The following is a 20,751-nucleotide window of genomic DNA, read 5'->3' on the forward strand; positions in this document are numbered from 1 at the left end:
CTCGCCCTTGGCTGAGCCGGGCGGAAGCTCTGGGGCAGGATGTCTTGGTGCCTGTCATGGTTGTTGAGATCCATGTGCCGTTGCTGCCGACGCCCGGTCTGCCCCACGGCTCCTACCCGTTTCCCTGGATCGAGGAGGTCGAGGACTTCCTGTCCGGTCTCGAAGACCAAGGTGACGTGGAAGTCTTCGACGAGGGCGAGGAGGACGGGGATGTCTACGTCTTCCTCATCACCGGAGCCGGCGAGCGGGATCTTCTGGCGGTGGCGTCCCGCGTGGCCACACTGCCTGGGGTTCCTGAGGGAGCCGTCGCAGTCGTCGGTAACGACGAGGCCGAGGAGTTCGGTCGGGGGCGACGGGTTGCACTTCCACCGCCTGCCCTCTGCGCGAGTTGCTGGGCACCACTTGGTGCCGGCCTCGGCAGCGAGTTGTGCGATGGTCCTTGCGACAAGCCGAACTTGCCGGTTGCCGGGCCTCGTTGCGATCCGGGTTCCTGCCGTCAGCCGGCGGGGAAGTAATGGCCGTTGTTCATATCGGCGAGCAGGCCGGGCAGGGTGGGCTCCCAGCCGAGGGTCCGGCGGGTGATGAGGTTGGACACCGGATAGTTCTGCGTGACGATATTCGTGAGGAACCCGAAGTACCCCGGCGGCATCAGGGCATCGTCGAGAACGCTCACGGCGGACAGGCCCAGGCGCCCGGCGATGGCCTCGGCGATGTCGCGGTACGGGATGTCGCGGTACGGGATGCCACCGTCCGCGACCGCGTGCCAATATGCGCCGCCCGACCCCTTCTCCAGCGCCAGGCGGAACAAGGTGGCGGCATCGCGGATGTGTACGGCGTTCCACAGGTTCGCGCCGGCGCCGTGGTAGCCGACGACCCCCTTCTCCTTCGCGAGTGCGATCAGGGTGGGGAGGAAGCCGGCACGATCGGTCGTGCTGTGCGCGATGTTGGCGATCCGTACGACCGAAGACCGCACCCCCCCTCGGCGAGGTCGACAACGGCTTTCTCCACGACGTTGCGGACCCGCAGGGTGCCCCTGTGCTCCTCGCCGGCGGGGAGGGCCGGGTCCTCCTCGGTGACCGGCCGCTCCAGGTTCCCGGGCGAGCCGATGCTTCCCGCCGTGACCAGCGGCTTGCCGGTTCCCGCGAGAGCCTCGCCGTACGCGAGCATGATCGGGAGTTCCGCGGCGGCCACGGCGTCGAGTCCGCCGGAGGGCAGCAGATCCTGCCTGTGGGCGACGTGGATGACGCCGTCGGAGTCCGCGGCTGCCGCCTTGAGCCCGTCGAGATCCCGGAGGTCGCCGCGACGCACCTTCGCGCCGAGCGCGGACAGGGCCGCCGCAGAAGCGTCCGACCGGGCCAGGCCGGTGACCTCGTGCCCGGCGGCGATGAGTTCGGGGATGATGTACGTACCGGAATGGCCGGTCCCCCCAGTGACGAAAACGCGCATTCAACTGTCCTTTTGAGGTAATAGGTGCAGAGTCTCTTCATGCCGCCGAGCGAACTGGCGTAATGCGGCACGAGAGGTAGGGATGGGAGAGCCCTCAGTCGAGAAGGGTGACGTCGAGGGAGAAATCGGTGTGCTTGACGGAGTGCTTCATGAGGCCCAACTCCCGTAGGCCGACGTTCTCCAGGGCCCGCGCCATGGACAGCTGCCAGGTGTCCCAGGGGCGCAGCCCCAAGCTCTCGACGAACGCCGAGACGCGTGCCTTCGCGTGCGCGTCGTCGCCGGCGATGAACACGTCCAGCGGGCGGCCCTCGGTCGGCCCGGCCGCCAGTACGTGGGAGAACACGGTGTTGAACGCCTTGACGACATGCGCGTCGTCGGGGGCCGCCTTGGCGATCTCCTGAGCGCCGGAACCGCCGTCAGGGACGACAAAGCTCTGCAGGTCGGGGGCTACAGGGTTGGTGATGTCGACGACGACCTTGCCGCGCAGCGCGTCCCCGTACTCCCTCCCACCGCCGCCGCGCCGGCGTACGGCACGGCGAGGATGACTATGTCCCCGGCCGGGGCGCCAGCCTACGATCGTCATCCGTACGGCGGTGAGGCGCTCTCTGCCGCCCTTCCCGGCTGCTTCGGCACAGCGATCGCCCAAGGAATGCTGGCGGCTTGACGCACCCGATGGCGATGGTCACCTGACCGGGTGCACCGGATCTGGCCCTCCACGCCACCGGCCCGATGAAGGCATGGCTGGCCCTGGGGCATGGCGGCACTGGGTTTCGATGGTGGCGAGTCAGGCGGTGGTGTTTGCCTGCGGGGCGTCGTGGTCCGCGGAGCCGACTCCGTTCTCGTCGCGGCGGGGTGCCGTGACGGTGTGCCGGATCCACCACACGGTGACGTGGAGGACCAGGGCGCCGATCAGGCTGACGCCCGCGCCTTTCGCCGCGTCGGACAGCACCCCTTCGATCACGACGCGCAGCGGCAGTCCGGTTGTCCCGGTTGCCACCGGCTCTGGGCCGGCGAGCCGCCGCCAGGTGTGGGCGACGGCTCCGACGACCGTGACCAGAGCCATGGCGAGGAGGACAAGGCGCCGTGTTGTGCCGCCGGTTTTGGTGCCGCCCTCACCAGTACGGAGGCGGGCACGCCTGCGCCACGTGTACACCGTGGTGGCGGCCAGGCCGCCGATCGTGCTCGGGTGCTGCAGCGCCCGCGCCCAGGTGAGGCCGCCCACCAGTGGGGAGGTGAGCCAGGGGGCATGGGTGACCACGAAGCCGTCATGGTGGGTGAAGGCATCCCAGAGCAGGTGCGTGGCGATGCCGATCAGGGCGGACAGGGCGATCCATCCGGCTCGCCGTATCAGGGTGCCGACCGTCCGGGCCGGCGGCGGGGTGAGGGTTGACGGGGTGACGGGTACCGGCAGCAGGGACGCCAGCGGGCGATGGCCGGCCCGGCACAGGCCCCACAGTGCGAGGGCGTACGGCAGGGTGACGGTGACGGCGCCGAGAGCGGTGTGCGAGGTCGTGGCGTTGACGAAGGGTTCGTACCAGGACTGCGCGCTGACGGGCAGGCCCGTGGTGACGACGAAGCAGGGCATGTCCGGTGCGACGGCTCCCGTGACCAGCGCGGCCCGGCTGAAGGGTCGCCGCATCAACGGCAGTACGGCCGCGGGGTGGGACAGGGTGAACGGCATGGGCATCCTCTCGCCGGGCCCTATAGTCCGTCGAGCAGAATATTACGTCAAACGGACTATTGTTTGAGTGGCGGACGCCACCGTGCCCCGGCTGGATGCTCGGACGCGGTCAGCCGTTCAGGGGAAGGCGCGTCCGGTTCGGCCCGAGCGGCCGACCAGAAGGGCGATGACCGCGGTCGTCGGCAATACGGCTGCCAGGCACGCGGCAGCAGTCGTCTCACCCCACGCGGTGGTGTAGGCGGGGGCGAGCAGAGGCGGGGACGCCAGGGCCATCGCCCCCAGTTCACGGCCGCCTCGTGATCCGCTGCGCCAGGTCAGCACGACACCGGCTGCGGCGAGGACGAGCACGGGCCAGCACCCGTAGTCGGTGCTGACCCACGGCACCGCGCGTGCGTCGATGGCGGCCCGTGGCACGATCACGAGCGCGATCACGGCACCGGCCATGCCCGCCCAGCCCGCCGAGGTGTTCTCCGGGCGCCGGTCCGGCGGGCACGCGAGCACCACGGCCGCCGCCAGGGCCATCGCGGCCGGGGTGACGACCGGGTCACCGAACGCCGGCCCGCTGACCACCGCGGCCACCGCGGCCACCGCGAAGACGAGCAGCCCCGCCACCGTGCAGGGCACCCCCGCACGCCACCGGCCGGCCAGCGCCGACGCCGCACCCGCGACGACGATCAGCGACGAGACGAGCAGCGCACCCCACGCGCTCCGCAGGTCGGTGCCGAGCTGCACTCCCAACGGGGTGGGCGAGGCGACCAGACCGGCGTACCAGCGCAGCAGGTGCAGTCCGCACGCGGCGGCCGAGGCGGCCAGGGCGAACGGATACGCCAGCGCGAGAACCTGCGCGACGGGAGAGGCCGACCCCAGCCCCATCCGCACCCGCATCGCGTGCGCCGCCAGACCCGCACCTTCTCGCAGCCGTGAGCTCAGCGGCTCACCCGCGGTCATTTCGCGATAGGTCGCGGCGATCTCCCCGCCATGAGCCTGTCGGTAGGCGGCGGGATACAGCCGCAGCACGTGCTCGATCAAGTGGCGTCCGCCGAGGGCCGCGTGACGGACAGGCGGCGAGTGGCCTCCCTCGCCGTCGCGGCCAGGCGCTCGGCCTCCACCGCCAGCCGTTCCCGCCCCGCCGAGGACAACGTGAAGATCCGCCGGGCCCGGCCATCGACGACCTCCTCGCGCTCGACGTCGATCAGACCGTCGGCCAGCAGGCGGTCCAGGGCTCCGTACAGGGCCCCCGTACGCAGCACGACACGGCCGCCGGTCATCGCCTTGACCTCCTGCGCGATGGCGTATCCGTGCCGGGGTGCGTCCGCGAGGGCTGTCAGCACCATCAAGGTGGGCTCTTGCATCACGCGCTCACTCACCCCACGAAGATAGTCACTCCGCCGGACTGTCTCAACGCGGCCAGCCGCGTCATCGGCGCCTGGACCGCAGAGTGGTGCCCGGTCTTGCCGGCGTTCGTTCCGGCCCAGAGTTCGGGCACGAGGTACTGCTCCGTCGTGCGTGTACGTATGGATCGGGTGAAGCTGGCGGTGCGCACAGCGTATGGGGCGCCCGGTCCGTTGAGAGACGCGCGCGGAGTCCGACCGGGTTGGCGATAGCCGGACCGTCTTCTCCAACGTGCCATCGGCACGGAGTGAACGAGCAGAGCGTTGTCGGGGTGCACATCGGGGACGATGTCGGGTGTCGCGTTCCTCGTGAGCGAGTACGTACCACCGGGGAACCGCCGTCGGCGTGATCAATCAGGGGCTTTACTGCATGGCCTGGCTCACCGCGCACCGGAATGGTTTCGAGGGCCTGGTCCGCGACCGGCTCGGGCTACGGGCCGCTGCCTCTACTTCGGCGACGACCTCATCGCTCTGGACACCGCGGCCTCGGCCACCGGTCAGGCGGGCGAAGGCCGACTGGCGCACCGGCGCGTGGGCGCGCTTCAGGTAGTCCCGGAGCGGGCACGGGCCATGCCGGAGCCGGCCGAGTCTGTCGACAGCGGCTGCGGAACATTGCCCGCTGTTCGGTGGTGCGGTGGAGTCCCGGTTCGGTGGCCGGGATTCCACCGCTACATTGCGCGCCTGCATGGGGTGTTGAACGCGCATCGTCCTGCCGGAGCCGTTCGACTCGGCGGAGACGCCGTCCTCCTCGTGCGTCGCAGCGACCGCTTACGAAGGATGCGCGGTCATAAACGACGCCTCCCTCTCCATTTCGGATCTCCCGCGTTCAGTACCGGAACAGCAGGCATGCCGTCCGTAGCTGCTTCATAGGGTCCTTGCACCGGCGGGGAGGGCCGAGGCCCGAGCCGCGCAATCGATGAGGAGGGGACGCTGGTATGAGCAATGTGGAGATCTCCCTGAAGGAGATCATGACGTCGATCGAAGGGGCGTTGGGGACCGCTCTGGTCGACTACACCAGCGGAATGGCACTGGGCACGCTCGGGGGAGGAAAGGACCTCGACCTGAACGTCGCGGCGGCGGGCAACACGGATGTGATCCGTGCCAAGACCCGCACCATGGAGCACCTGGGACTCACGGGCGAGATCGAGGACATGCTGATCACGCTCGGCAGTCAGTACCACATCATCCAGCCGCTCAAGGGCCGTAGCGGCAACGGACTGTTCCTCTACCTCGTGCTCGACAAGGAAAGGTCGAACCTGGCCATGGCCCGCCACCAGCTCAAGCGCGTGGAAGTGCAACTAGAGGTGTAGAAGCACACTCTGCCCGCGGCCTCGCGTGCCCATGACTTGAAGAATTCTTCAACTGGGAAAATCCGGATCAGGTCAATCCCCCGGGTGTGCGAGGCCCGATCCACCAGGATGGGAGCGTGGCACCGCCTGCGGGAGCGTCCAGTGGACGCCGTGCCCAGAGAGCCCGTCGAACACGACAGGGAGCGAGCGATTCTCATGCAGGTCCCCCTCTACCAGGCCAAGGCCGAGTTCTTCCGCATGCTCGGACACCCGGTACGCATCCGCGTCCTCGAACTCCTGCAGAACGGCCCGCTCCCCGTACGTGACCTGCTCAACGAGATCGAGATAGAACCGTCCAGCCTCTCCCAGCAACTGGCCGTACTGCGCCGTTCGGGGATCGTCGTCTCCATCCGGGAGGGCTCCACGGTCAGTTACGCGCTCGCCGGCGGCGACGTGGCCGAGCTGCTCCGCGCGGCCCGCCGCATCCTGACCGAACTGCTCGCAGGCCAGCGGGAGTTGCTCGTCGAACTCCAACAGGCGGACCTCCAGGCCACCTTGACGACCGGGGGAGGGGACCGAAGCTCCTGACTTCTCGCGCCCCACCCGATGGCGGCCGCCGCGTTGCGATCGCGTGCCATCTGGTGGTCTTCCGGTTTCGCAGGGCGGCCCGCGGTGAAGCGTGTCATTTCTCGGCGGTGCCGGGGGCTCTGGGAAGGCGTAGCCGGAAGCATGCCCCGAGGGTCCGGGGGGTGAGGGTGAGGGTGAGGGTGCCTCGGTGGCGGTGGGCCAGAGCGCGGGCGATGGCGAGGCCCAGTCCGGTGCCGCCTTGGTCGCGGGAGCGGGCGTCGTCGAGCCGGACGAAGCGTTCGAAGACGCGCTCGGCGTCCTCGGTGGGCACGCCCGGTCCGTCGTCGTGCACCGTGAGGACGACCCAGTCGTCCTCGTTCCGGATGGTGATCTGGATGCGGTGTGCGGCGTGCCGGGCGGCGTTGTCGAGGAGATTGCGCGGCAGCCGTTCGTATTCGTCGGGGTTTCCGTGGGCGTGTGCGGGGGCGGTGCTGTCGCAGGTGAGGGCCAACGGCCTTTCGGCGAGCGGGAATTGCTCGGCCAGTCGGGAGGCGAGGGCAGAGCTTCTCGGTCCCCGGTCATAAATTCGCGTTCAACCTGAGGGAGGGCGGCTACTACGCGATCGTCCGCGACGGCGCGGTCTGAAGCTGCCTCGACAGCAACGGCGCCGGCAAGGTCTACGGCCTCACCCGCAACAACGGCAACTACCAACGCTGGCGCGTCGAAGATCTCGGCTCACGATGGATCGAGCGGACGCAGCGCCACACCCACGTGTACCGCATCGTCAACAAGGCCACCGGACGGTGCCTCGACGCCAATTACGACGGGAAGGCCTACACCCTCCCCTGCAACGGCGGGAATTGCCAGGTCTGGTACCACCTCGCCCCGTGGCGTTGAGCAGGCCAGTGGGGTGATGCCCCGCAGAGCATCGCGTCGGGTTCAGGCCAGGGACTCGAAGTAGGCCTTCTGCGCGGGGTAGTAGTCCTCGAAGTCGGGCCGTGGCCCGCCCGTGCGTGCGGCGGTGAGCAGGTCCAGGTAGTACTCCCAGCCGGGGCCTGTCTCGCCGAGGTTGTCCGCGGAGGCGAGGTGATGGATCAGCCGGAGTTCGGTGGTGCCGTCGGTCTCGGCCAGCAGCAGCTCCAGCTGCCAGGATCCGGCCTCGTCCTGCATCGAGACGGCGAGTCGGCGCGGCGGTTCGCAGGCTTCGATCCGGACCCGGCACCAAGGCGCCGACTCCTCGAACGCGAGTTGCACCTCGATGGTGCGGCCGGGTGCCGCCCGGCCGCGCCACGGGCCGAACCAGCGGGCGGTGCGCTCCGGCTCGGTGACACTCGCCCAGACGTCGTCGGCGCGGGCGCGGTAGCTGCGGGTGAGGATCAGGTCGTGACCTGTCGGCGTGGGGATGAGTCGTCCGGTGGGCTCGGGCGTCATGCCGTGTCCTCTTTGGGATGGTGCGCGGTGTGGCGCTCGTTCGCGGGCTCGGCCCGACCGTGGTCCCGACGGGCGCGGTGGACCTCGGTCTCCAACGCCGCCAGCCGCTGCGACCAGTCGACAGGCCGGGTGTCGAACTCGGCGAGCCAGGCGGCGAGTTCACCCAGCCGGGAGCGGACGAGGGAGTAACGCCGGTGGCGTCCGATCTGCTGGTCCCGGACCAGGCCGCTTTCCCGCAGCACCCGCAGATGGCGGCTGACCGCAGGGCGGCTGATGGTGAACCGGGCAGCGATGTCGCCCGCCGTCAGCGGGGTGCGGCGCAACATCGTCAGGATCTCCCGGCGCACCGGATCGGCGATCGCCTCGGCCACCTCGCTCAGCTCGTCCACACCAGAAATGTAACCCATAGGTTACGCGTCAAGGTGGCCAGTCGCGGATTCCTTCCGGCGCGGAGGTTGTCCGGGCGATGTCCGCGGCATTCCCACGTGGGTTCGGCTCAGGTGCGGCGGGCGTCGCCACCGCAGCATGCGTCTACACCGCAGCAGGCGCCGGCGGACTCGGTCACCTCGGGCCGGGGCCGGGTCTCGGTGGTCGGCGGCTTGGTGGCGCGGACGATCGCGGAGTGCATGCCGTCGGCGACCGGGTGCGTCGGGACGATCTCGACGTCGGTGAAGCCCGCCGCCTCCAGTCCCGCGCGGTACTCGGCGAAGGACAGGGCTCCGGCGATGCAGCCGACGTAGTCCCCGCGCTCGGCCCGCTCCCGGGTGGTGAGGGTGTCGTCGGCGACGACGTCCGAGACGCCGAACCGGCCGCCGGGCCTGAGGACGCGGAAGGTCTCGGCGAACACGGCGGGCTTGTCGACGGACAGGTTGATCACGCAGTTGGAGATCACGACGTCGATCGTGCTCGCGGGCAGCGGGATCGCCTCGATCGTGCCCTTGAGGAACTCCACGTTCGCGGCCCCCGCCCTCGCCGCGTTGGCCAGGGCGAGGGCGAGCATCTCCTCGGTCATGTCCAGCCCGTACGCCCTTCCCGCAGGGCCGACGCGGCGCGCGGAGAGCAGTACGTCGATGCCGCCCCCGGAGCCGAGATCGAGGACACGCTCGCCCTCGCGGAGTTCGGCGACGGCGGTGGGGTTGCCGCAGCCGAGTGAGGCGGCGACGGCCTCGGCGGGCAGCGCGTCACGCTCGTCGGCGGCGTACAGGGTGGCGCCGAAGTTCTCGTCGACCTCGACCGGCGCGGGCCCGCAGCACGCGGTGCCGCCCTCGGTGACCTTCACGGCTGCCGCCGCATACCGCCGGCGGACGGTCTCACGCAGGTCGGTGGACTGCTCGTTCATGACTCACTCCCAGGTGGCGGGCCGCAGCATGGGCCCGGAACGGCCTGTATCGATATTCGTTGATGCAACCTTGCGCCTTGAATCGAAGGATGTCAACATAGAGGCATGTCGAAACAAGAGCTTGAGGTGATCGGCCGGGACGCCGCCTGCTGTCCGGGTCTGGCCGCCGCACCGCTGGACGAGGACCGGGCGGCCGAGCTGGCGAAGGTCTTCAAGGCCCTGGGAGACCCGGTCCGGCTGCGTCTGATGTCGATGATCGCCTCGCGCGGCGAGGGCGGGGAGGTCTGCGTGTGCGAGCTGACCCCTGCCTTCGACCTGTCCCAGCCGACCATCTCCCACCACCTCAAGCTGCTGCGCCAGGCCGGCCTCATCGACTGCGAGCGACGAGGCACCTGGGTCTACTACTGGGTGCTGCCCGGAGTCCTGGACAGGGTCGCCGCGTTCCTGACCACCGCGCAGCCCGCCGGGGCCACCACGTGAACGCCTCCCTCGGCCGCCGCGTCGCCGCCGAGGCGATCGGCACCGGACTGCTGGTGGCGGTGGTGGTCGGCTCCGGCATCCAGGCCACCGAGCTGTCGCGCGATGTCGGCGTCCAACTCCTCGCCAACTCCCTCGCCACCGTCTTCGCCCTGGGCGTCCTCATCCTGCTGCTCGGGCCGGTCTGCGGCGCGCACTTCAACCCGGCCGTCACCCTGGCCGCCTGGTTCACCGGCCGCCGGACCCCGGACGGCTTCCCCCTGCGCGACGTCGCCGCGTACGTGCCCGCCCAGACGGCGGGCGCGATCGGCGGGGCGATGCTGGCCGACGCGATGTTCGCGAGGCCGCTCGTGGACTTCTCCACCCACGACCGGTCCGCCGGTCACCTGTGGCTCGGCGAGGTCGTCGCCACGGCCGGGCTGATCCTGCTGATCTTCGGCCTCGCCCGGGTCGGCCGCGCCGCGCTCGCTCCGGCCGCGGTGGCCTCCTACATCGGGGCCGCCTACTGGTTCACCTCGTCCACGTCGTTCGCGAACCCCGCGGTGACCGTCGGCCGGGCCTTCACCGACACCTTCGCCGGTATCGCGCCCGCCTCCGTCGCCCCGTTCATCGCCGCCCAACTGCTCGGCGCCGCGCTCGGCCTGGCCGCCGTGGCCGCGATCTACGCCCCGGACACCGCCCCGGACGCCGTCCCTGACGCCGCTCCGGACACCGTCCCGGCACGCCGCGAGCCCGGCGTCCCGAGCGGCGGACCCGAACCCGTCTCGCCCTGACCACACCCTCGAGAGAGACATCCGCCATGAGCACTCCCGCCCCGCGCCCGTCGGTCCTGTTCGTCTGCGTCCACAACGCCGGCCGCTCCCAGATGGGTGCCGCCTTCCTCGCCCACCTCGGCGGCGACCGGGTCGAGGTCCGCTCGGCCGGCTCCGCGCCCGCCGACTCCGTCAACCCGGCGGTCGTGGAGGCGATGAAGGAGGTCGGCATCGACATCTCCGCCCGGACGCCGAAGGTCCTCACCACGGAGGCCGTGCGGTCCTCGGACGTGGTGATCACGATGGGCTGCGGCGACGCCTGCCCCGTCTTCCCCGGCAAGCGGTATCTGGACTGGCAGCTCGACGACCCGGCCGGCCGGAGTGCCGAGGCCGTCCGGCCGATCCGCGACGCCGTCGAACAGCGGGTACGCGCTCTGCTCGCCGAACTGGGCGTCGCCACCTCGGCCTGACCGCCCCATGGAGCCGGTGCCAGGTACGCGACCCGCCCGGCCCCCGCGGTGTTCGGTGCGAGGGGCCGTCAGGTCACCGGGTCGAGGAAGGTCAGCACGGAGGCGTCCTCCTCGATCAGGGGGGTGAGCGCGGTGTTGAACGGGCCGCCGTAGGGGGCCTTCAGATGGGCCTGGAAGGCGTCCTCGTCCCGGTACACCTCGAAGATCCAGAAGGCGCGGGGGCGGGACGCCTTGGTGTAGACGTCGAAGGCGAGGTTGCCGTCCTCCTTGCGCACCTTCTCGGCGTACTCGGAGATCAGGCGGGTGACCTCGTCCTGCGCGCCCTCGCGGGCGGTGAACTCGGCGAGCAGGGTCTTGTTCACGGTGCGGTGTCCTCTGTGGTCGGGGTCGGGGTCGGGGGTCAGTCGCGTGGTCGGGGTCGGTCGCGCGCGGAGTCGATCAGTCGTGCGCGGAGTCGAGGTGCCAGACGGTGGCCTCGTCCAGCTTCACCGAGCCGTTCTCGGCGAAGACCCGCACTCCCTGGCTGGCGGGGTCGGGGAAGATCTGGTCGGTGATCACGGCCTCGCCGTTGCCGCCGAAGACCTCGACGGACGACCAGTCGACCAGGATCCGCAGCCTGATCCTGCCGTTGTCCGTCTTCAGCGGCGCTGTCTGGACGCCGGGGAAGGTGCCGTTGAAGTCCACGGCGCCGGAGCGGGTGCGGTCGACGTACAGCTCCTGTGTCGTGGTGTCGTAGCCGATGACGGTCTCCTCGCCACCCGCGCCCGTGCGGACCTTGAGGCCGAAGCGGTCGGCGTCCTGGGGGGAGAAGGTGGCCTCGATGTCGAGCGCCTTGCCCTCGGCGGCCGGGCCGATCAGCGCCTTCGACGTGTTCGTCACGGTGTCCGGGGTCGCGGTCGCCGGGGAGGCCTGCCGCAGGGACTTCACGCTGTTCACCGGCTCGCTGGTCAGCCGGACGCGGCCGTCGACGGTACGCAGCGCCATCTGGCGGGGGATGCTCTGCACTCCGCGCCAGGGGGAGGTGGGGACGGCGCCGGCGTAGTCCCAGTTGTTCATCCAGCCGATCATGTGCCGTTCGCTGCCCGGGGTGTTCTCCCAGGACACGGCCGCGTAGTAGTCCTTGCCGTAGTCGACCCAGCCGGCGCGCCGCAGGACGGAGAGGGCGGGCGAGGCGGCGGTGGTGAACCGGTCGGCGAGGATGTGGCCCCAGCCGCCGGTGTTCATGTCGACGAGCTGGATCCGCGCCTGCTTGCCGAGGTAGGGGCGCATGTCGAAGGAGGCCCAGTCCAGCGTCTCGCTGTCGGAGCCGGTCGCGCTGCGGACGACCTGACCGTCGACGATCAGATTGACGGAGGTCTCCTGGGAGCCGGGTAGGGCCTCGGTGTCGGACAGCACGATCTGGTCCGCGTTGATGTGGCCCCAGCCGCCGGTGTTGTCGTCGACCATCCTGATCCGCGCCTTCTTGCCCGCCAGGTCGCCGACGTCCCAGGAGGCCGTCTCGAGTGCCTCGGCGTCCTTTCCGGTGGCGCTGCGGACGACCTGGCCGTCGACGAGGAGTTCGAGGGCGGTGGGGCCGGCCGAGCCGGCGGGGTGGTTGCCGCCGCCGATGAGGAAGTTGACGTAGCGCTTGTCGAGGGTGAACTCGGGCGAGGTGAGGGTGCCGGTGCCGGCGTCGCCGTTCAGGAAGGTGTTGACCAGGCCGCCGCCCTGGAAGCCGGAGACCTGCTGCTGGCCGGGGAGGGTGCCGGTGGCCGGTGCCTGGCCGAAGGCGTCGCCGGTCGCCGTCCAGTCGCCGTAGGCGCCGCCCTCGAAGTCGGCGAGGACCGTCCCGGGCCGGTGCGGGTGCCGGCCGCCGCCGATCTTGAAGTTCAGGTAGGGGCTGTCGACCGTGAAGGCGGGGGAGGTGAGGGTGCCGGTGGTGCCGTCCCCGGAGTGGAAACTGTTGGCGAGGCCGCTGCCGTCGAAGCCGGAGACGGTCTGCTGCCCGTCGAGTGTCCCGGCCGCCGGTCCCGGGCCGAACGCGGTGCCCGTGGCGGTCCACGCACCGAAGCCGGAGCCCTCGAAGTCCTGCACGACGGTCCCGGCGGGCGGGGTGTAGGTCCCGTCGTCCTCGGCGGTGAACTTCGTGCCGTCGAAGTCGCCGACGAAGTACTGGGCCGCCGAACCGCCCGCGATACCACCGGGGTTGATGTTGACGACCAGGACCCACTTGATGTTGCTCTTGTCCCCGTCGACGGCGAGGGGGAACAGATCGGGGCACTCCCACACCCCGCCCGTCGCGCCGGCCGGGCCGAACTCGCTGAGCTGCGTCCAGTCCTTGAGGTTCTTGGAGGAGTAGAACCGCACCTTGTGCTCGGTGGACAGCGACACCGTCATCAGCCAGCTCTGGGTCGGCGCGTACCACTGGACCTTCGGGTCGCGGAACTCCTTGGAGCCGATGTCGAGGACGGGGTTGCCCTGGTACCTGGTCCAGGTGCGACCGCGGTCGGTGCTGTGGGCGAGTGCCTGTGACTGGATGCCGGTGGATCTGTCGTGTCTGGTGTAGATCGCCACCATGGGCGGGTTTTGCTTGGTGCCCAACCCGCTGGTGTTGTTCTCGTCGACGACGGCGCTGCCGGAGAACACCATCTCCTCGTCGTCGTGCGACAGGGCGAGCGGCAGTTCCTCCCAGTGCACGAGGTCCTCGCTGACCGCGTGGCCCCAGGACATGTCGGCCCAGGAGTTCCCGTTCGGGTTGTACTGGTAGAAGAGGTGGTACTCGCCCTGGTAGTACACCAGGCCGTTGGGGTCGTTCATCCAGTTCCTCTCCGGCGTGAAGTGGAACTGGGGCCGGTAGGTCTCGGAGTACGGCGGGGTGTCGGCGGCCACGGCATGGGGAGCGAGCGGGGCGGCGGACAGGGCGCAGACGGTTGCCACCGCCGCGATCAGCCGGGTGCGGGCATGCCGGGATGAACGTCCAGGGCTCATGTCGTCTCCTGTGCTGCGGCCGTCCGTGCCGCGGAGCCTGATGCCCGGCGCGGACCGATCGAAAGTGACGTCTCGCCGGCGCCGTCGTCCACGGCGCCGCCAGAGAGTGTCATCGTTGACATGTGTCATCGATGACATCGAGTGGCCCGATGATGGCGGCAATCCGGCCGACGCGTCAACGGTTCGGTCGTCATGCGTTGTTGGGCGGTCCGCCGTCCGTCACGCCCGGTCGGCCGTGGCCGGCTCCGGCAGCCGGCTCCGCCACGGGGGATTGGGGCCGGCGACCGAGCAGGTCAGCCCCGCCACCTGGACGGCGAACCGGCATGCCTCCGCGACGTCGTCGAGCCCGACCTCCGTCAGCCGGCCGCCGAGAAGTCCGCGCTCGCCGAGGTGGTGGAGCAGCCCGGCGGTGAAGGAGTCCCCCGCCCCGACCGTGTCGACGACGGTCGTCGGCACGGCGGGCACCTGGATCCGCGCGCCGTCGAGCGAGGCGAGCACGCCGTCGCCCCCGCGGGTGATCACGACGAGCCGCGCCCCGGCCGCGTGCCAGATGTCGCAGGCCTGTTCGGGCGGGGTACCCGGCAGCAGGAGTTCCAGGTCGTCCTCGCTCAGCCGGAGCACATCGGCGAGGGCGCACCAGTGCGTCAGCCGGGCACGGTAGACGTCGGGGCGCACCAGCAGCGGCCGGACATTGGGATCGATGCTGACGGTGGCGCCGGGGGCGGCCGTCGCCAGGAAGTCCTCCACCACCGCCGCGCCGGGCTCGCGGACCAGGGCCAGGGATCCGGTGTGCAGACAGGCGGTTCCGGACAGGTCCACCCGGGCCAGCTCCTCGGCCGTCCACTGCCAGTCGGCCGTGTGCTGCGCGTGGAAGGAGAACGCGGCCTGCCCCCGGGCGTCCAGCTCCGCCACGGCCAGCGTGCTGGGCTCGGCGGCCGGGACGGCGTACGACAGGTCCACCCCCGACGCCTCCAGATGGGAGCGGAACAGGCGGCCGAACACATCGCCGGACAGCCGCGCGAGGAAGCGGGCCGGGGTGCCGAGGCGGGCCAGGGCCACCGCCGTGTTCGCGGGTCCGCCGCCCGGCAGGACGCGCAGGGCGAGTTCGTCCGAGGCGCTCGCGGGTTCGGTGAAGGCGTCCGCGACGCACTCTCCCAGGACGGTGATCTGACGCGTGCTCATGGGCTGCTCATCTCTGACGGACGTAACGACGGACCGGACGCGTCCCGGCGCTGCCACCGGGCGACCGCCCGCGGGCGGTGGGGCTCGGGCGGTGGGGCTCGGGCGTTGCCGATTTGTGACAGGTGAAGGGCATTGACGTTTCCGGGAGAGGGAGTCCATCATCCTCGCCAGGCAGTGTCAACGATGACATGAGTCAACGATGACACCCCGGACGGCATGCTCTGCATCCGACCCCGTGCCGCCCGCTATCCCACAGGAGTCGATCATGTCTCGCACCACTCGCCTTTCCTCCTCCCTCCTCAGAACGGCCGCCGTCGCGGGCGTCGCGGCCCTCACCCTGACGGCCTGCGGCTCCGGCTCCGGCTCCGGATCGGCCTCCGCCGGCTCCGATTCCGGTGAGGTCAAGGTCGGCCTGATCACCAAGACCGACACCAACCCGTTCTTCGTGAAGATGAAGGAGGGCGCCGAGAAGGCCGCGAAGAGCGAGGGCGTCGAGCTGATGACCGCGGCCGGCAAGTTCGACGGCGACAACGCCGGTCAGGTCACGGCCATCGAGAACATGGTCGCCGCCGGAGTGAAGGGCATCCTGATCACCCCGAGCGACTCCAAGGCGATCGTGCCCGCGATAGAGAAGGCCAAGGCCAAGGGCGTCCTGGTCATCGCCCTGGACACCCCGACCGAGCCGGAAAGCGCCGTCGACGCCCTCTTCGCCACCGACAACCTCAAGGCGGGCGAGCTGATCGGCGAGTACGCCAAGGCCGCCATGAAGGGCAAGACCGCGAAGATAGCCGCCCTCGACCTCGCGCCGGGCGTCTCCGTCGGCGTCCAGCGGCACAACGGTTTCCTCAAGGGCTTCGGCGCCACTGACGACGACGTCGTCTGCGCCCAGGACACGGGCGGCGACCAGGCCAAGGGCCAGACGGCGATGGAGAACTGCCTCCAGAAGGAGCCGGACATCAACGTCGTCTACACGATCAACGAGCCGGCCGCGCTGGGCGCGTACACCGCGCTCAAGGCCAAGGGCCGGGAGAAGGACGTCCTGATCGTCTCCGTCGACGGCGGCTGCACCGGGACCGAGGCGGTCAAGGACGGCACCATCGCCGCCACCTCGCAGCAGTACCCGCTGAAGATGGCCTCCGAGGGCGTCAAGGCCGTCGTCACCTACGCCAAGGACGGCAAGAAGGCGTCCGGTTACACCGACACGGGCGTCACCCTGATCACCGACAAGGCACAGGACGGGGTCACGTCCAAGGACACCGCCTACGGCCTGGAGAACTGCTGGGGCTGAGCGGCCCCGAAGCCCGTACGGCTCGGCCCCTGAGGCCCGCACGGCTCGGCCCCTGAGGCCCGTACGACATTCGCTCTCCCCTCAGCGGGGGCGGCCGTCCCTTTCCCCCGACCGGGGGGACGGCCGCCCGCTCGTCCTCCTGCCCTCCCTCCTGCCCCCCTCCTGGCCTCCGTTCCAGGGCGGGCGACGACCTCTGTCTTCCGACAAGGACTTCGCATGACAGCCACGACCACACCCCCGGACACGTCCTCGCCGTACGCCGAGCTCAAAGCACCGACCACGGCCCGCCGCCTGCTCACGGCACCGACCACCGGCCCCCTGGTCGCCCTCCTTCTCGCCTGCGCCTTCTTCTCCCTCTCGACCGACCAGTTCCTCACCGGCGGGAACTTCTCGCTGATCGTGCAGCAGGTCATGGTCGTCGGCACCCTCGCCATCGGGCAGACACTGATCATCCTCACGGCGGGCATCGACCTGTCGTGCGGCGCCGTGATGGCGTTCGGCAGCATCATGATCGCCAAGATGGCCGCCGAGGGCTCCCTGCCACCGCTCGCCGCCATCGCCCTGGGCCTGGTCGTCTGCGGCGGCTTCGGACTGCTCAACGGGCTGCTGGTGCAGAAGATCCCGCTGCCGCCGTTCATCGTCACCCTCGGCATGCTCAACGTGGCGTTCGCTCTGACGCACATCTACTCCGAGGAGCAGACGGTCACCAACCTGCCGGGCCCGCTGACGGCCCTCGGGCAGACGTTCCCGCTCGGCGGCACCGACATCACCTACGGTTCCCTGGTCACCATCGCCCTGTTCCTCCTGTTCGCCTACGCGCTCAGCAGCACCGGCTGGGGCCGGCACGTCTACGCCCTGGGCAACAGCCCCGAGGCGGCGCGGCTGAACGGCATCCGCACCTCCCGGCTGACCATCGGCGTCTACACCGTCGCCGGCGTCCTCTACGGCATCGCCGCCCTGCTGCTGATCTCCCGCACCGGCGTCGGCGACCCCCAGGCGGGACAGACCGACAACCTCGACAGCATCACCGCCGTGGTGCTCGGCGGCACCAGCCTCTTCGGCGGGCGCGGTTCGGTCCTGGGCACCTTCATCGGCGTCCTCATCGTCGGTGTCTTCCGCAACGGCCTGCAGCTGATGGGCGTCGCCTCCATCTACCAGACCCTGATCACCGGCGTCCTGGTGATCCTCGCGGTGACCGTCGACCAGCTCTCCCGGAAGAAGGCCCGATGACCACCCCCTCCGCCCCGACGCCCGTGCTGCAGGCCCGCGGTCTGGTCAAGCGCTACGGCCAGGTCACCGCCATCGACGGCGCCGACTTCGAACTGCTGCCCGGCGAGGTCCTCGCCGTCATCGGCGACAACGGCGCCGGCAAGACCAGCCTGATCAAGGCCCTCACCGGCGCGGTCACCCCCGACGCCGGCGAGATACGGCTCAACGGCGAGCCCATCACCTTCTCCGGACCGCAGAGCGCCCGCGCCCACGGCATCGAGACGGTCTATCAGGACCTCGCCGTGGCCGCCTCCATGGACATCGCCTCGAACATGTTCCTCGGACGCGAACTGCGCCGCCCCGGCGTCCTCGGCAGCGTCTTCCGCATGCTCGACAAGAAACGCATGCGTCAGGAGGCCGCCGAGCACATGGCCGACCTGAAGATCGGCCTGCGCTCGCTGACCCAGTCGGTCGAGACCCTCTCCGGCGGACAGCGGCAGGCCGTCGCGGTCGCCCGGTCCGTCGCCTGGGCCCGCAGCGTCGTCGTCATGGACGAACCCACCGCCGCCCTCGGCGTCAAGGAGTCCGGACAGGTCCTCGACCTCATCCGACGCGTCCGGGACAAGGGCCTGCCGGTCGTCCTGATCAGCCACAACATGCCGCACGTCTTCGAGATAGCCGACCGGATCCACGTCCACCGGCTGGGCAGGCGCGCCGCCGTGATCAAGCCCTCCGACTACTCCATGGCCGAGGTCGTCGCCATCATGACCGGCGCCCTCACCGTCGACGCGGCCGGAGATACTGTCGTGGCGGATTCCGCGGCGGCCAAGGCCGCGGGAGTCCAGGCCCACTGACGTACGACCGAGCACTCACGGGGTCCGGCCCAGGCCGTGGCCGGAACCCGCGGGTGACGAGCACAGGAGACCGTTTCCTTCATGGCAGCGAACCGCCGTCCCACCCTGGCAGACGTCGCCCGAGAAGTCGGCGTGAGCGCCAAGACCGTCTCCCGTGTCCTCAACGAGGACGGCCCCGCCTCGGCCCGGACCAGGGAACAGGTCCTCGCCGCCGTCGACAGGCTCGGCTTCCAGCCGAACCTGATGGCCCGCAACATCCGTGTCGGCGGCCCCGACACCACCGTGGGCCTGGTCATCCCCGACCTCGGCAACCCCTTCTTCGGAGCCGTGGCCCGCGCCATCGAGGACACCGTCCGCGACCGCGGTCTGACCCTGCTGATGGGTTCCTCCGCGGACGCGCCCGACCGTGAACGCGCCCTGACGGACAAGTTCCTGGCCCGCCGCATCAGCATCCTGATGGTCGTGCCGTCCGTCGGCGCCGACCACTCCCACCTCAAGTCCCACCGCACCGCCGGTCTGCCCGTCGTCTTCCTCGACCGCCCGGGGTCGGGCCTGCCCACGGACAACGTCGTCAGCACCAACCGCGACGGTGCGCACGACGGCGTCGCCCATCTCATCGCCCACGGCCACCGGCGCATCGGCTTCATCGGCGACCTCCCCACCAAGCTCTACACCCGCCGCGAGCGCCTGGCCGGCTACCGCTCCGCCCTCCAGGAGGCAGGCCTCCCCGCCGACCGCGCCCTGATCACCAACGCCCACGACCAGCACGGCGCCTCCACCGCGACCTCCCAGCTCCTGGGCCTGACCGATCCCCCCACCGCCCTCTTCGCCGGCAACAACATCGTCGCGCTGGGCATAGTCACCGAACTCGCGCGCAGCGGACGCAAGGACGTCGCCGTCGTCGCCTTCGACGACGTCGAACTCGCCGAGGCCCTCGAACCGGCCCTGACCGTAGTCGCCCAGAACCCCGAGGAAATCGGCAGAACCGCAGCGACCACGGCCCTGTCCCGCCTCGACGGCGACCGCACCCGCGCCCTCACCATCACCGTCCCGACCCGGCTGATCGTCCGGGGGTCGGGGGAGCGGCCTGCTCCGGCGTTGCGGGAGGCATGAGGAGGGAGGCGGCGTCCGGCAGGGGTCGGGGGACCGCTGGGATCGAGGGTCCGGGGCGGTGCGGTCGCTCCACTCGTTGGCAGTGGCGATGGCGGATGTAGGAGAGCCCGTGATGCCGCGTCAGCAGCCGCACGGCCACCGGCTCCGGCACCCGCATGGTGATGACTGACTGCGGCTCCCAGACCTCGGAGTCCGGCCCATCACCCACTCCGGACTCGAACGAGGCCCCGGCGGAGACGACGACCTCGCCCGCGCCTCATCGGCTTCCTGCACCCGGTGACCCCAGGCTGGTGTGCCTTCTGCCAACTGGTCCCCGTCGCGGCGCACGATCACGAAGCCTGTGGCGCGCCGGGGTGCCGGGCGAAGGGGAGCTCGCTTCTCGGGATCGCGAGTTCGACTGCGTACGTCGCTGCTCGTGTCCTACGCTGCCCGCGGGGCGCGGCGTCGGTGCCGGGCGGGGGAGGCGACATGATCGTCGGGGTTCACGGCATTCGGTGCTACCGGTACCTGACCGAGGCCGGCAGCGCGGAGCTGGCCGGTGAGGCACTCGCCGCCGAGTGGAGTGAGGCGCTGGGGCTGCCCCCCGAGCCGAGGACACTTCACACCGCCTATTACGCCCCGTTGCTCCACCTCGGAACCGCTCAGGGCTCGGACGAGGCCGAGTTGCTGCCGCCAGGAGGTCAACGGCTCCTGGTGGAGTGGGTGTCGGCGCTGGGTGCGCCCACGGAGGTCACGATGGGCCGGGGCACCAAGCCCGTCCGGCAGGCGGCCGAGTGGCTCGCCGAACGGTACGGTGCGGCGGCCCGACGGTTCGTGATCATGCTGTGCCGTGAGGCGGACACCTATGTCTCGGACCCCGGCTCGCCGCGACGGGCGGCCGTGCGCGCGGAGCTGGGGCGGGTGCTGGAAGAGCGGAAGCCCAAGGTGGTGATCGCGCATTCGCTGGGCTCCGTCGTGGCGTACGAAACGCTGTGGCACAGCCCGGTCGAACTCGACCTGCTCGTGACGCTCGGCTCGCCGCTCGGCATGCCGCACGCGTTCTTCGAGCGCCTCTCGCTGGGCGAGGGCAACGACGAGAACAAGGGGCAGCGGCCTCCGAAGGTCAGACGCTGGGTGAACATCGCGGACGTGGGCGACATCGTGGCCCTGCCGCGCGATCTGCCCAGCCGCTTCCCGGGCATCGACGCCCACTACGAGGTCTCCCTGGGCCTGGTGGCCTCGCACAAGGCGACACGCTATCTGGCACAGTCGGAACTCGCCCGCGAGCTGAGCCCGTTCCTCCCCTCCACCTGAGG

Annotated in this window: 21 protein-coding genes and 3 pseudogenes; 12 read left to right on the forward strand and 12 right to left on the reverse strand. The window is 70.4% G+C overall.

Annotated features, from left to right (window positions below):
• Positions 1–56 precede the first annotated feature (56 nt).
• Positions 57–515 (forward strand): hypothetical protein, encoded by a 459-nt coding sequence (locus F9278_RS45755; protein WP_226967240.1) that lies wholly within the window; start codon positions 57–59, stop codon positions 513–515.
• On the opposite strand, the pseudogene F9278_RS45760 reads toward F9278_RS45755, so the two are convergent.
• The 5 genes and pseudogenes from F9278_RS45760 to F9278_RS45780 form a co-directional block, all read right to left on the reverse strand.
• Positions 497–1,446: pseudogene (locus tag F9278_RS45760) on the reverse strand (SDR family oxidoreductase). The gene F9278_RS45755 and the pseudogene F9278_RS45760 sit on opposite strands and share 19 nt — an antisense overlap.
• A gap of 94 nt (positions 1,447–1,540) precedes the next feature.
• On the reverse strand, positions 1,541–2,029 hold the full coding sequence (locus tag F9278_RS45765) for an NADPH-dependent F420 reductase (protein ID WP_226967241.1): 489 nt from the start codon (positions 2,027–2,029) through the stop codon (positions 1,541–1,543).
• Between the two features lie 201 nt (positions 2,030–2,230).
• Positions 2,231–3,127, reverse strand: coding sequence for a DUF4184 family protein (locus F9278_RS45770; protein WP_193241938.1), 897 nt, complete (start codon positions 3,125–3,127; stop codon positions 2,231–2,233).
• Between the two features lie 117 nt (positions 3,128–3,244).
• Positions 3,245–4,156, reverse strand: a complete 912-nt coding sequence (locus F9278_RS45775; RefSeq protein WP_152173566.1) for a hypothetical protein — start codon at positions 4,154–4,156, stop codon at positions 3,245–3,247.
• Positions 4,153–4,479: a PadR family transcriptional regulator gene (locus tag F9278_RS45780; RefSeq protein ID WP_193241939.1), complete on the reverse strand. Its 327-nt coding sequence runs from the start codon at positions 4,477–4,479 to the stop codon at positions 4,153–4,155. The genes F9278_RS45775 and F9278_RS45780 overlap by 4 nt, the downstream gene beginning before the upstream one ends.
• 974 nt (positions 4,480–5,453) lie before the next feature.
• On the opposite strand from F9278_RS45780, the gene F9278_RS45785 reads away from it, so the two are divergent.
• The gene (locus tag F9278_RS45785; protein WP_152173568.1) at positions 5,454–5,828 is read left to right on the forward strand and encodes a roadblock/LC7 domain-containing protein; all 375 of its coding nucleotides are present in this window, start codon (positions 5,454–5,456) and stop codon (positions 5,826–5,828) included.
• A 195-nt stretch (positions 5,829–6,023) separates the two neighbouring features.
• Positions 6,024–6,395, forward strand: coding sequence for an ArsR/SmtB family transcription factor (locus F9278_RS45790; protein WP_152173569.1), 372 nt, complete (start codon positions 6,024–6,026; stop codon positions 6,393–6,395).
• Positions 6,396–6,489: 94 nt separating this feature from the next.
• Here the strand turns inward: F9278_RS45790 and F9278_RS45795 are convergent.
• Positions 6,490–6,936 (reverse strand): annotated as a pseudogene (locus F9278_RS45795) (sensor histidine kinase); the annotation flags it as partial.
• A gap of 155 nt (positions 6,937–7,091) precedes the next feature.
• Between F9278_RS45795 and F9278_RS48990 the strand changes: the two are divergent.
• Positions 7,092–7,271, forward strand: a pseudogene (locus F9278_RS48990) (RICIN domain-containing protein); the annotation flags it as partial.
• A gap of 42 nt (positions 7,272–7,313) precedes the next feature.
• Here F9278_RS48990 and F9278_RS45805 read toward each other — a convergent pair.
• From F9278_RS45805 to arsM, 3 genes are all read right to left on the reverse strand, one after another.
• Positions 7,314–7,805 (reverse strand): SRPBCC family protein, encoded by a 492-nt coding sequence (locus tag F9278_RS45805; RefSeq protein WP_152173570.1) that lies wholly within the window; start codon positions 7,803–7,805, stop codon positions 7,314–7,316.
• Entirely contained in the window at positions 7,802–8,194 is a 393-nt protein-coding gene (locus tag F9278_RS45810) for a metalloregulator ArsR/SmtB family transcription factor (RefSeq protein ID WP_152173571.1), read from the reverse strand. The genes F9278_RS45805 and F9278_RS45810 overlap by 4 nt, the downstream gene beginning before the upstream one ends.
• Positions 8,195–8,301: 107 nt before the next feature.
• A complete protein-coding gene (gene arsM, locus F9278_RS45815) occupies positions 8,302–9,144 on the reverse strand; it encodes an arsenite methyltransferase (protein WP_152173572.1) in 843 nt (280 codons plus the stop codon).
• Positions 9,145–9,249: 105 nt separating this feature from the next.
• Here arsM and F9278_RS45820 point away from each other — a divergent pair, with 105 nt between their 5' ends.
• Genes F9278_RS45820 through F9278_RS45830 form a run of 3 tightly spaced genes read left to right on the forward strand, consistent with a single transcriptional unit; the run spans position 9,250 to position 10,843 of the window.
• Positions 9,250–9,624, forward strand: coding sequence for an ArsR/SmtB family transcription factor (locus F9278_RS45820; RefSeq protein ID WP_152173573.1), 375 nt, complete (start codon positions 9,250–9,252; stop codon positions 9,622–9,624).
• Positions 9,621–10,394, forward strand: coding sequence for an aquaporin (locus F9278_RS45825; protein ID WP_152173574.1), 774 nt, complete (start codon positions 9,621–9,623; stop codon positions 10,392–10,394). The genes F9278_RS45820 and F9278_RS45825 overlap by 4 nt, the downstream gene beginning before the upstream one ends.
• A gap of 26 nt (positions 10,395–10,420) precedes the next feature.
• Positions 10,421–10,843, forward strand: a complete 423-nt coding sequence (locus tag F9278_RS45830) for an arsenate reductase ArsC (protein WP_152173575.1) — start codon at positions 10,421–10,423, stop codon at positions 10,841–10,843.
• Positions 10,844–10,911: 68 nt separating this feature from the next.
• Here the strand turns inward: F9278_RS45830 and F9278_RS45835 are convergent, their stop codons facing one another.
• The 3 genes from F9278_RS45835 to F9278_RS45845 form a co-directional block, all read right to left on the reverse strand.
• Positions 10,912–11,205, reverse strand: a complete 294-nt coding sequence (locus F9278_RS45835; RefSeq protein WP_152173576.1) for a putative quinol monooxygenase — start codon at positions 11,203–11,205, stop codon at positions 10,912–10,914.
• 76 nt (positions 11,206–11,281) lie between these two features.
• The gene (locus F9278_RS45840) at positions 11,282–13,810 is read right to left on the reverse strand and encodes a glycoside hydrolase family 32 protein (protein WP_152173577.1); all 2,529 of its coding nucleotides are present in this window, start codon (positions 13,808–13,810) and stop codon (positions 11,282–11,284) included.
• A 219-nt stretch (positions 13,811–14,029) separates the two neighbouring features.
• On the reverse strand, positions 14,030–14,992 hold the full coding sequence (locus F9278_RS45845) for a carbohydrate kinase family protein (protein ID WP_152173578.1): 963 nt from the start codon (positions 14,990–14,992) through the stop codon (positions 14,030–14,032).
• A 265-nt stretch (positions 14,993–15,257) separates the two neighbouring features.
• Between F9278_RS45845 and F9278_RS45850 the strand changes: the two genes are divergently transcribed.
• The 5 genes from F9278_RS45850 to F9278_RS45870 all read left to right on the forward strand — a co-directional run bounded on the left by F9278_RS45850 (position 15,258) and on the right by F9278_RS45870 (position 20,749).
• Complete coding sequence (locus tag F9278_RS45850) at positions 15,258–16,280, forward strand: sugar ABC transporter substrate-binding protein (protein WP_152173579.1); 1,023 nt, start codon at positions 15,258–15,260, stop codon at positions 16,278–16,280.
• Between the two features lie 216 nt (positions 16,281–16,496).
• Positions 16,497–17,510 carry an ABC transporter permease gene (locus F9278_RS45855; RefSeq protein WP_152173580.1) on the forward strand — a complete coding sequence of 338 codons (1,014 nt, stop codon included), beginning with the start codon at positions 16,497–16,499 and terminating at the stop codon, positions 17,508–17,510.
• On the forward strand, positions 17,507–18,343 hold the full coding sequence (locus F9278_RS45860; RefSeq protein WP_152173581.1) for an ATP-binding cassette domain-containing protein: 837 nt from the start codon (positions 17,507–17,509) through the stop codon (positions 18,341–18,343). Before F9278_RS45855 ends, F9278_RS45860 begins: the two co-directional genes overlap by 4 nt.
• 81 nt (positions 18,344–18,424) lie before the next feature.
• The gene (locus F9278_RS45865; RefSeq protein ID WP_152173582.1) at positions 18,425–19,456 is read left to right on the forward strand and encodes a LacI family DNA-binding transcriptional regulator; all 1,032 of its coding nucleotides are present in this window, start codon (positions 18,425–18,427) and stop codon (positions 19,454–19,456) included.
• A 468-nt stretch (positions 19,457–19,924) separates the two neighbouring features.
• The gene (locus tag F9278_RS45870) at positions 19,925–20,749 is read left to right on the forward strand and encodes an alpha/beta hydrolase family protein (RefSeq protein WP_152173583.1); all 825 of its coding nucleotides are present in this window, start codon (positions 19,925–19,927) and stop codon (positions 20,747–20,749) included.
• Positions 20,750–20,751 lie beyond the last annotated feature (2 nt).

The sequence above is a fragment of the Streptomyces phaeolivaceus genome, assembly GCF_009184865.1.
GTDB classification, from domain to species: Bacteria; Actinomycetota; Actinomycetes; order Streptomycetales; family Streptomycetaceae; genus Streptomyces; species Streptomyces phaeolivaceus.

Coding starts and splice junctions, on each gene's coding strand:
- F9278_RS45755 (WP_226967240.1), top strand. CDS start 57: ATGGTTGTTGAGATCCATGTGCCGTTGCTGCCGACGCCCGGTCTGCCC.
- F9278_RS45765 (WP_226967241.1), bottom strand. CDS start 2,029: ATGACGATCGTAGGCTGGCGCCCCGGCCGGGGACATAGTCATCCTCGC.
- F9278_RS45770 (WP_193241938.1), bottom strand. CDS start 3,127: ATGCCGTTCACCCTGTCCCACCCCGCGGCCGTACTGCCGTTGATGCGG.
- F9278_RS45780 (WP_193241939.1), bottom strand. CDS start 4,479: ATGCAAGAGCCCACCTTGATGGTGCTGACAGCCCTCGCGGACGCACCC.
- F9278_RS45785 (WP_152173568.1), top strand. CDS start 5,454: ATGAGCAATGTGGAGATCTCCCTGAAGGAGATCATGACGTCGATCGAA.
- F9278_RS45790 (WP_152173569.1), top strand. CDS start 6,024: ATGCAGGTCCCCCTCTACCAGGCCAAGGCCGAGTTCTTCCGCATGCTC.
- F9278_RS45805 (WP_152173570.1), bottom strand. CDS start 7,805: ATGACGCCCGAGCCCACCGGACGACTCATCCCCACGCCGACAGGTCAC.
- arsM (WP_152173572.1), bottom strand. CDS start 9,144: ATGAACGAGCAGTCCACCGACCTGCGTGAGACCGTCCGCCGGCGGTAT.
- F9278_RS45820 (WP_152173573.1), top strand. CDS start 9,250: ATGTCGAAACAAGAGCTTGAGGTGATCGGCCGGGACGCCGCCTGCTGT.
- F9278_RS45830 (WP_152173575.1), top strand. CDS start 10,421: ATGAGCACTCCCGCCCCGCGCCCGTCGGTCCTGTTCGTCTGCGTCCAC.
- F9278_RS45840 (WP_152173577.1), bottom strand. CDS start 13,810: ATGAGCCCTGGACGTTCATCCCGGCATGCCCGCACCCGGCTGATCGCG.
- F9278_RS45845 (WP_152173578.1), bottom strand. CDS start 14,992: ATGAGCACGCGTCAGATCACCGTCCTGGGAGAGTGCGTCGCGGACGCC.
- F9278_RS45850 (WP_152173579.1), top strand. CDS start 15,258: ATGTCTCGCACCACTCGCCTTTCCTCCTCCCTCCTCAGAACGGCCGCC.
- F9278_RS45855 (WP_152173580.1), top strand. CDS start 16,497: ATGACAGCCACGACCACACCCCCGGACACGTCCTCGCCGTACGCCGAG.
- F9278_RS45860 (WP_152173581.1), top strand. CDS start 17,507: ATGACCACCCCCTCCGCCCCGACGCCCGTGCTGCAGGCCCGCGGTCTG.
- F9278_RS45865 (WP_152173582.1), top strand. CDS start 18,425: ATGGCAGCGAACCGCCGTCCCACCCTGGCAGACGTCGCCCGAGAAGTC.
- F9278_RS45870 (WP_152173583.1), top strand. CDS start 19,925: ATGATCGTCGGGGTTCACGGCATTCGGTGCTACCGGTACCTGACCGAG.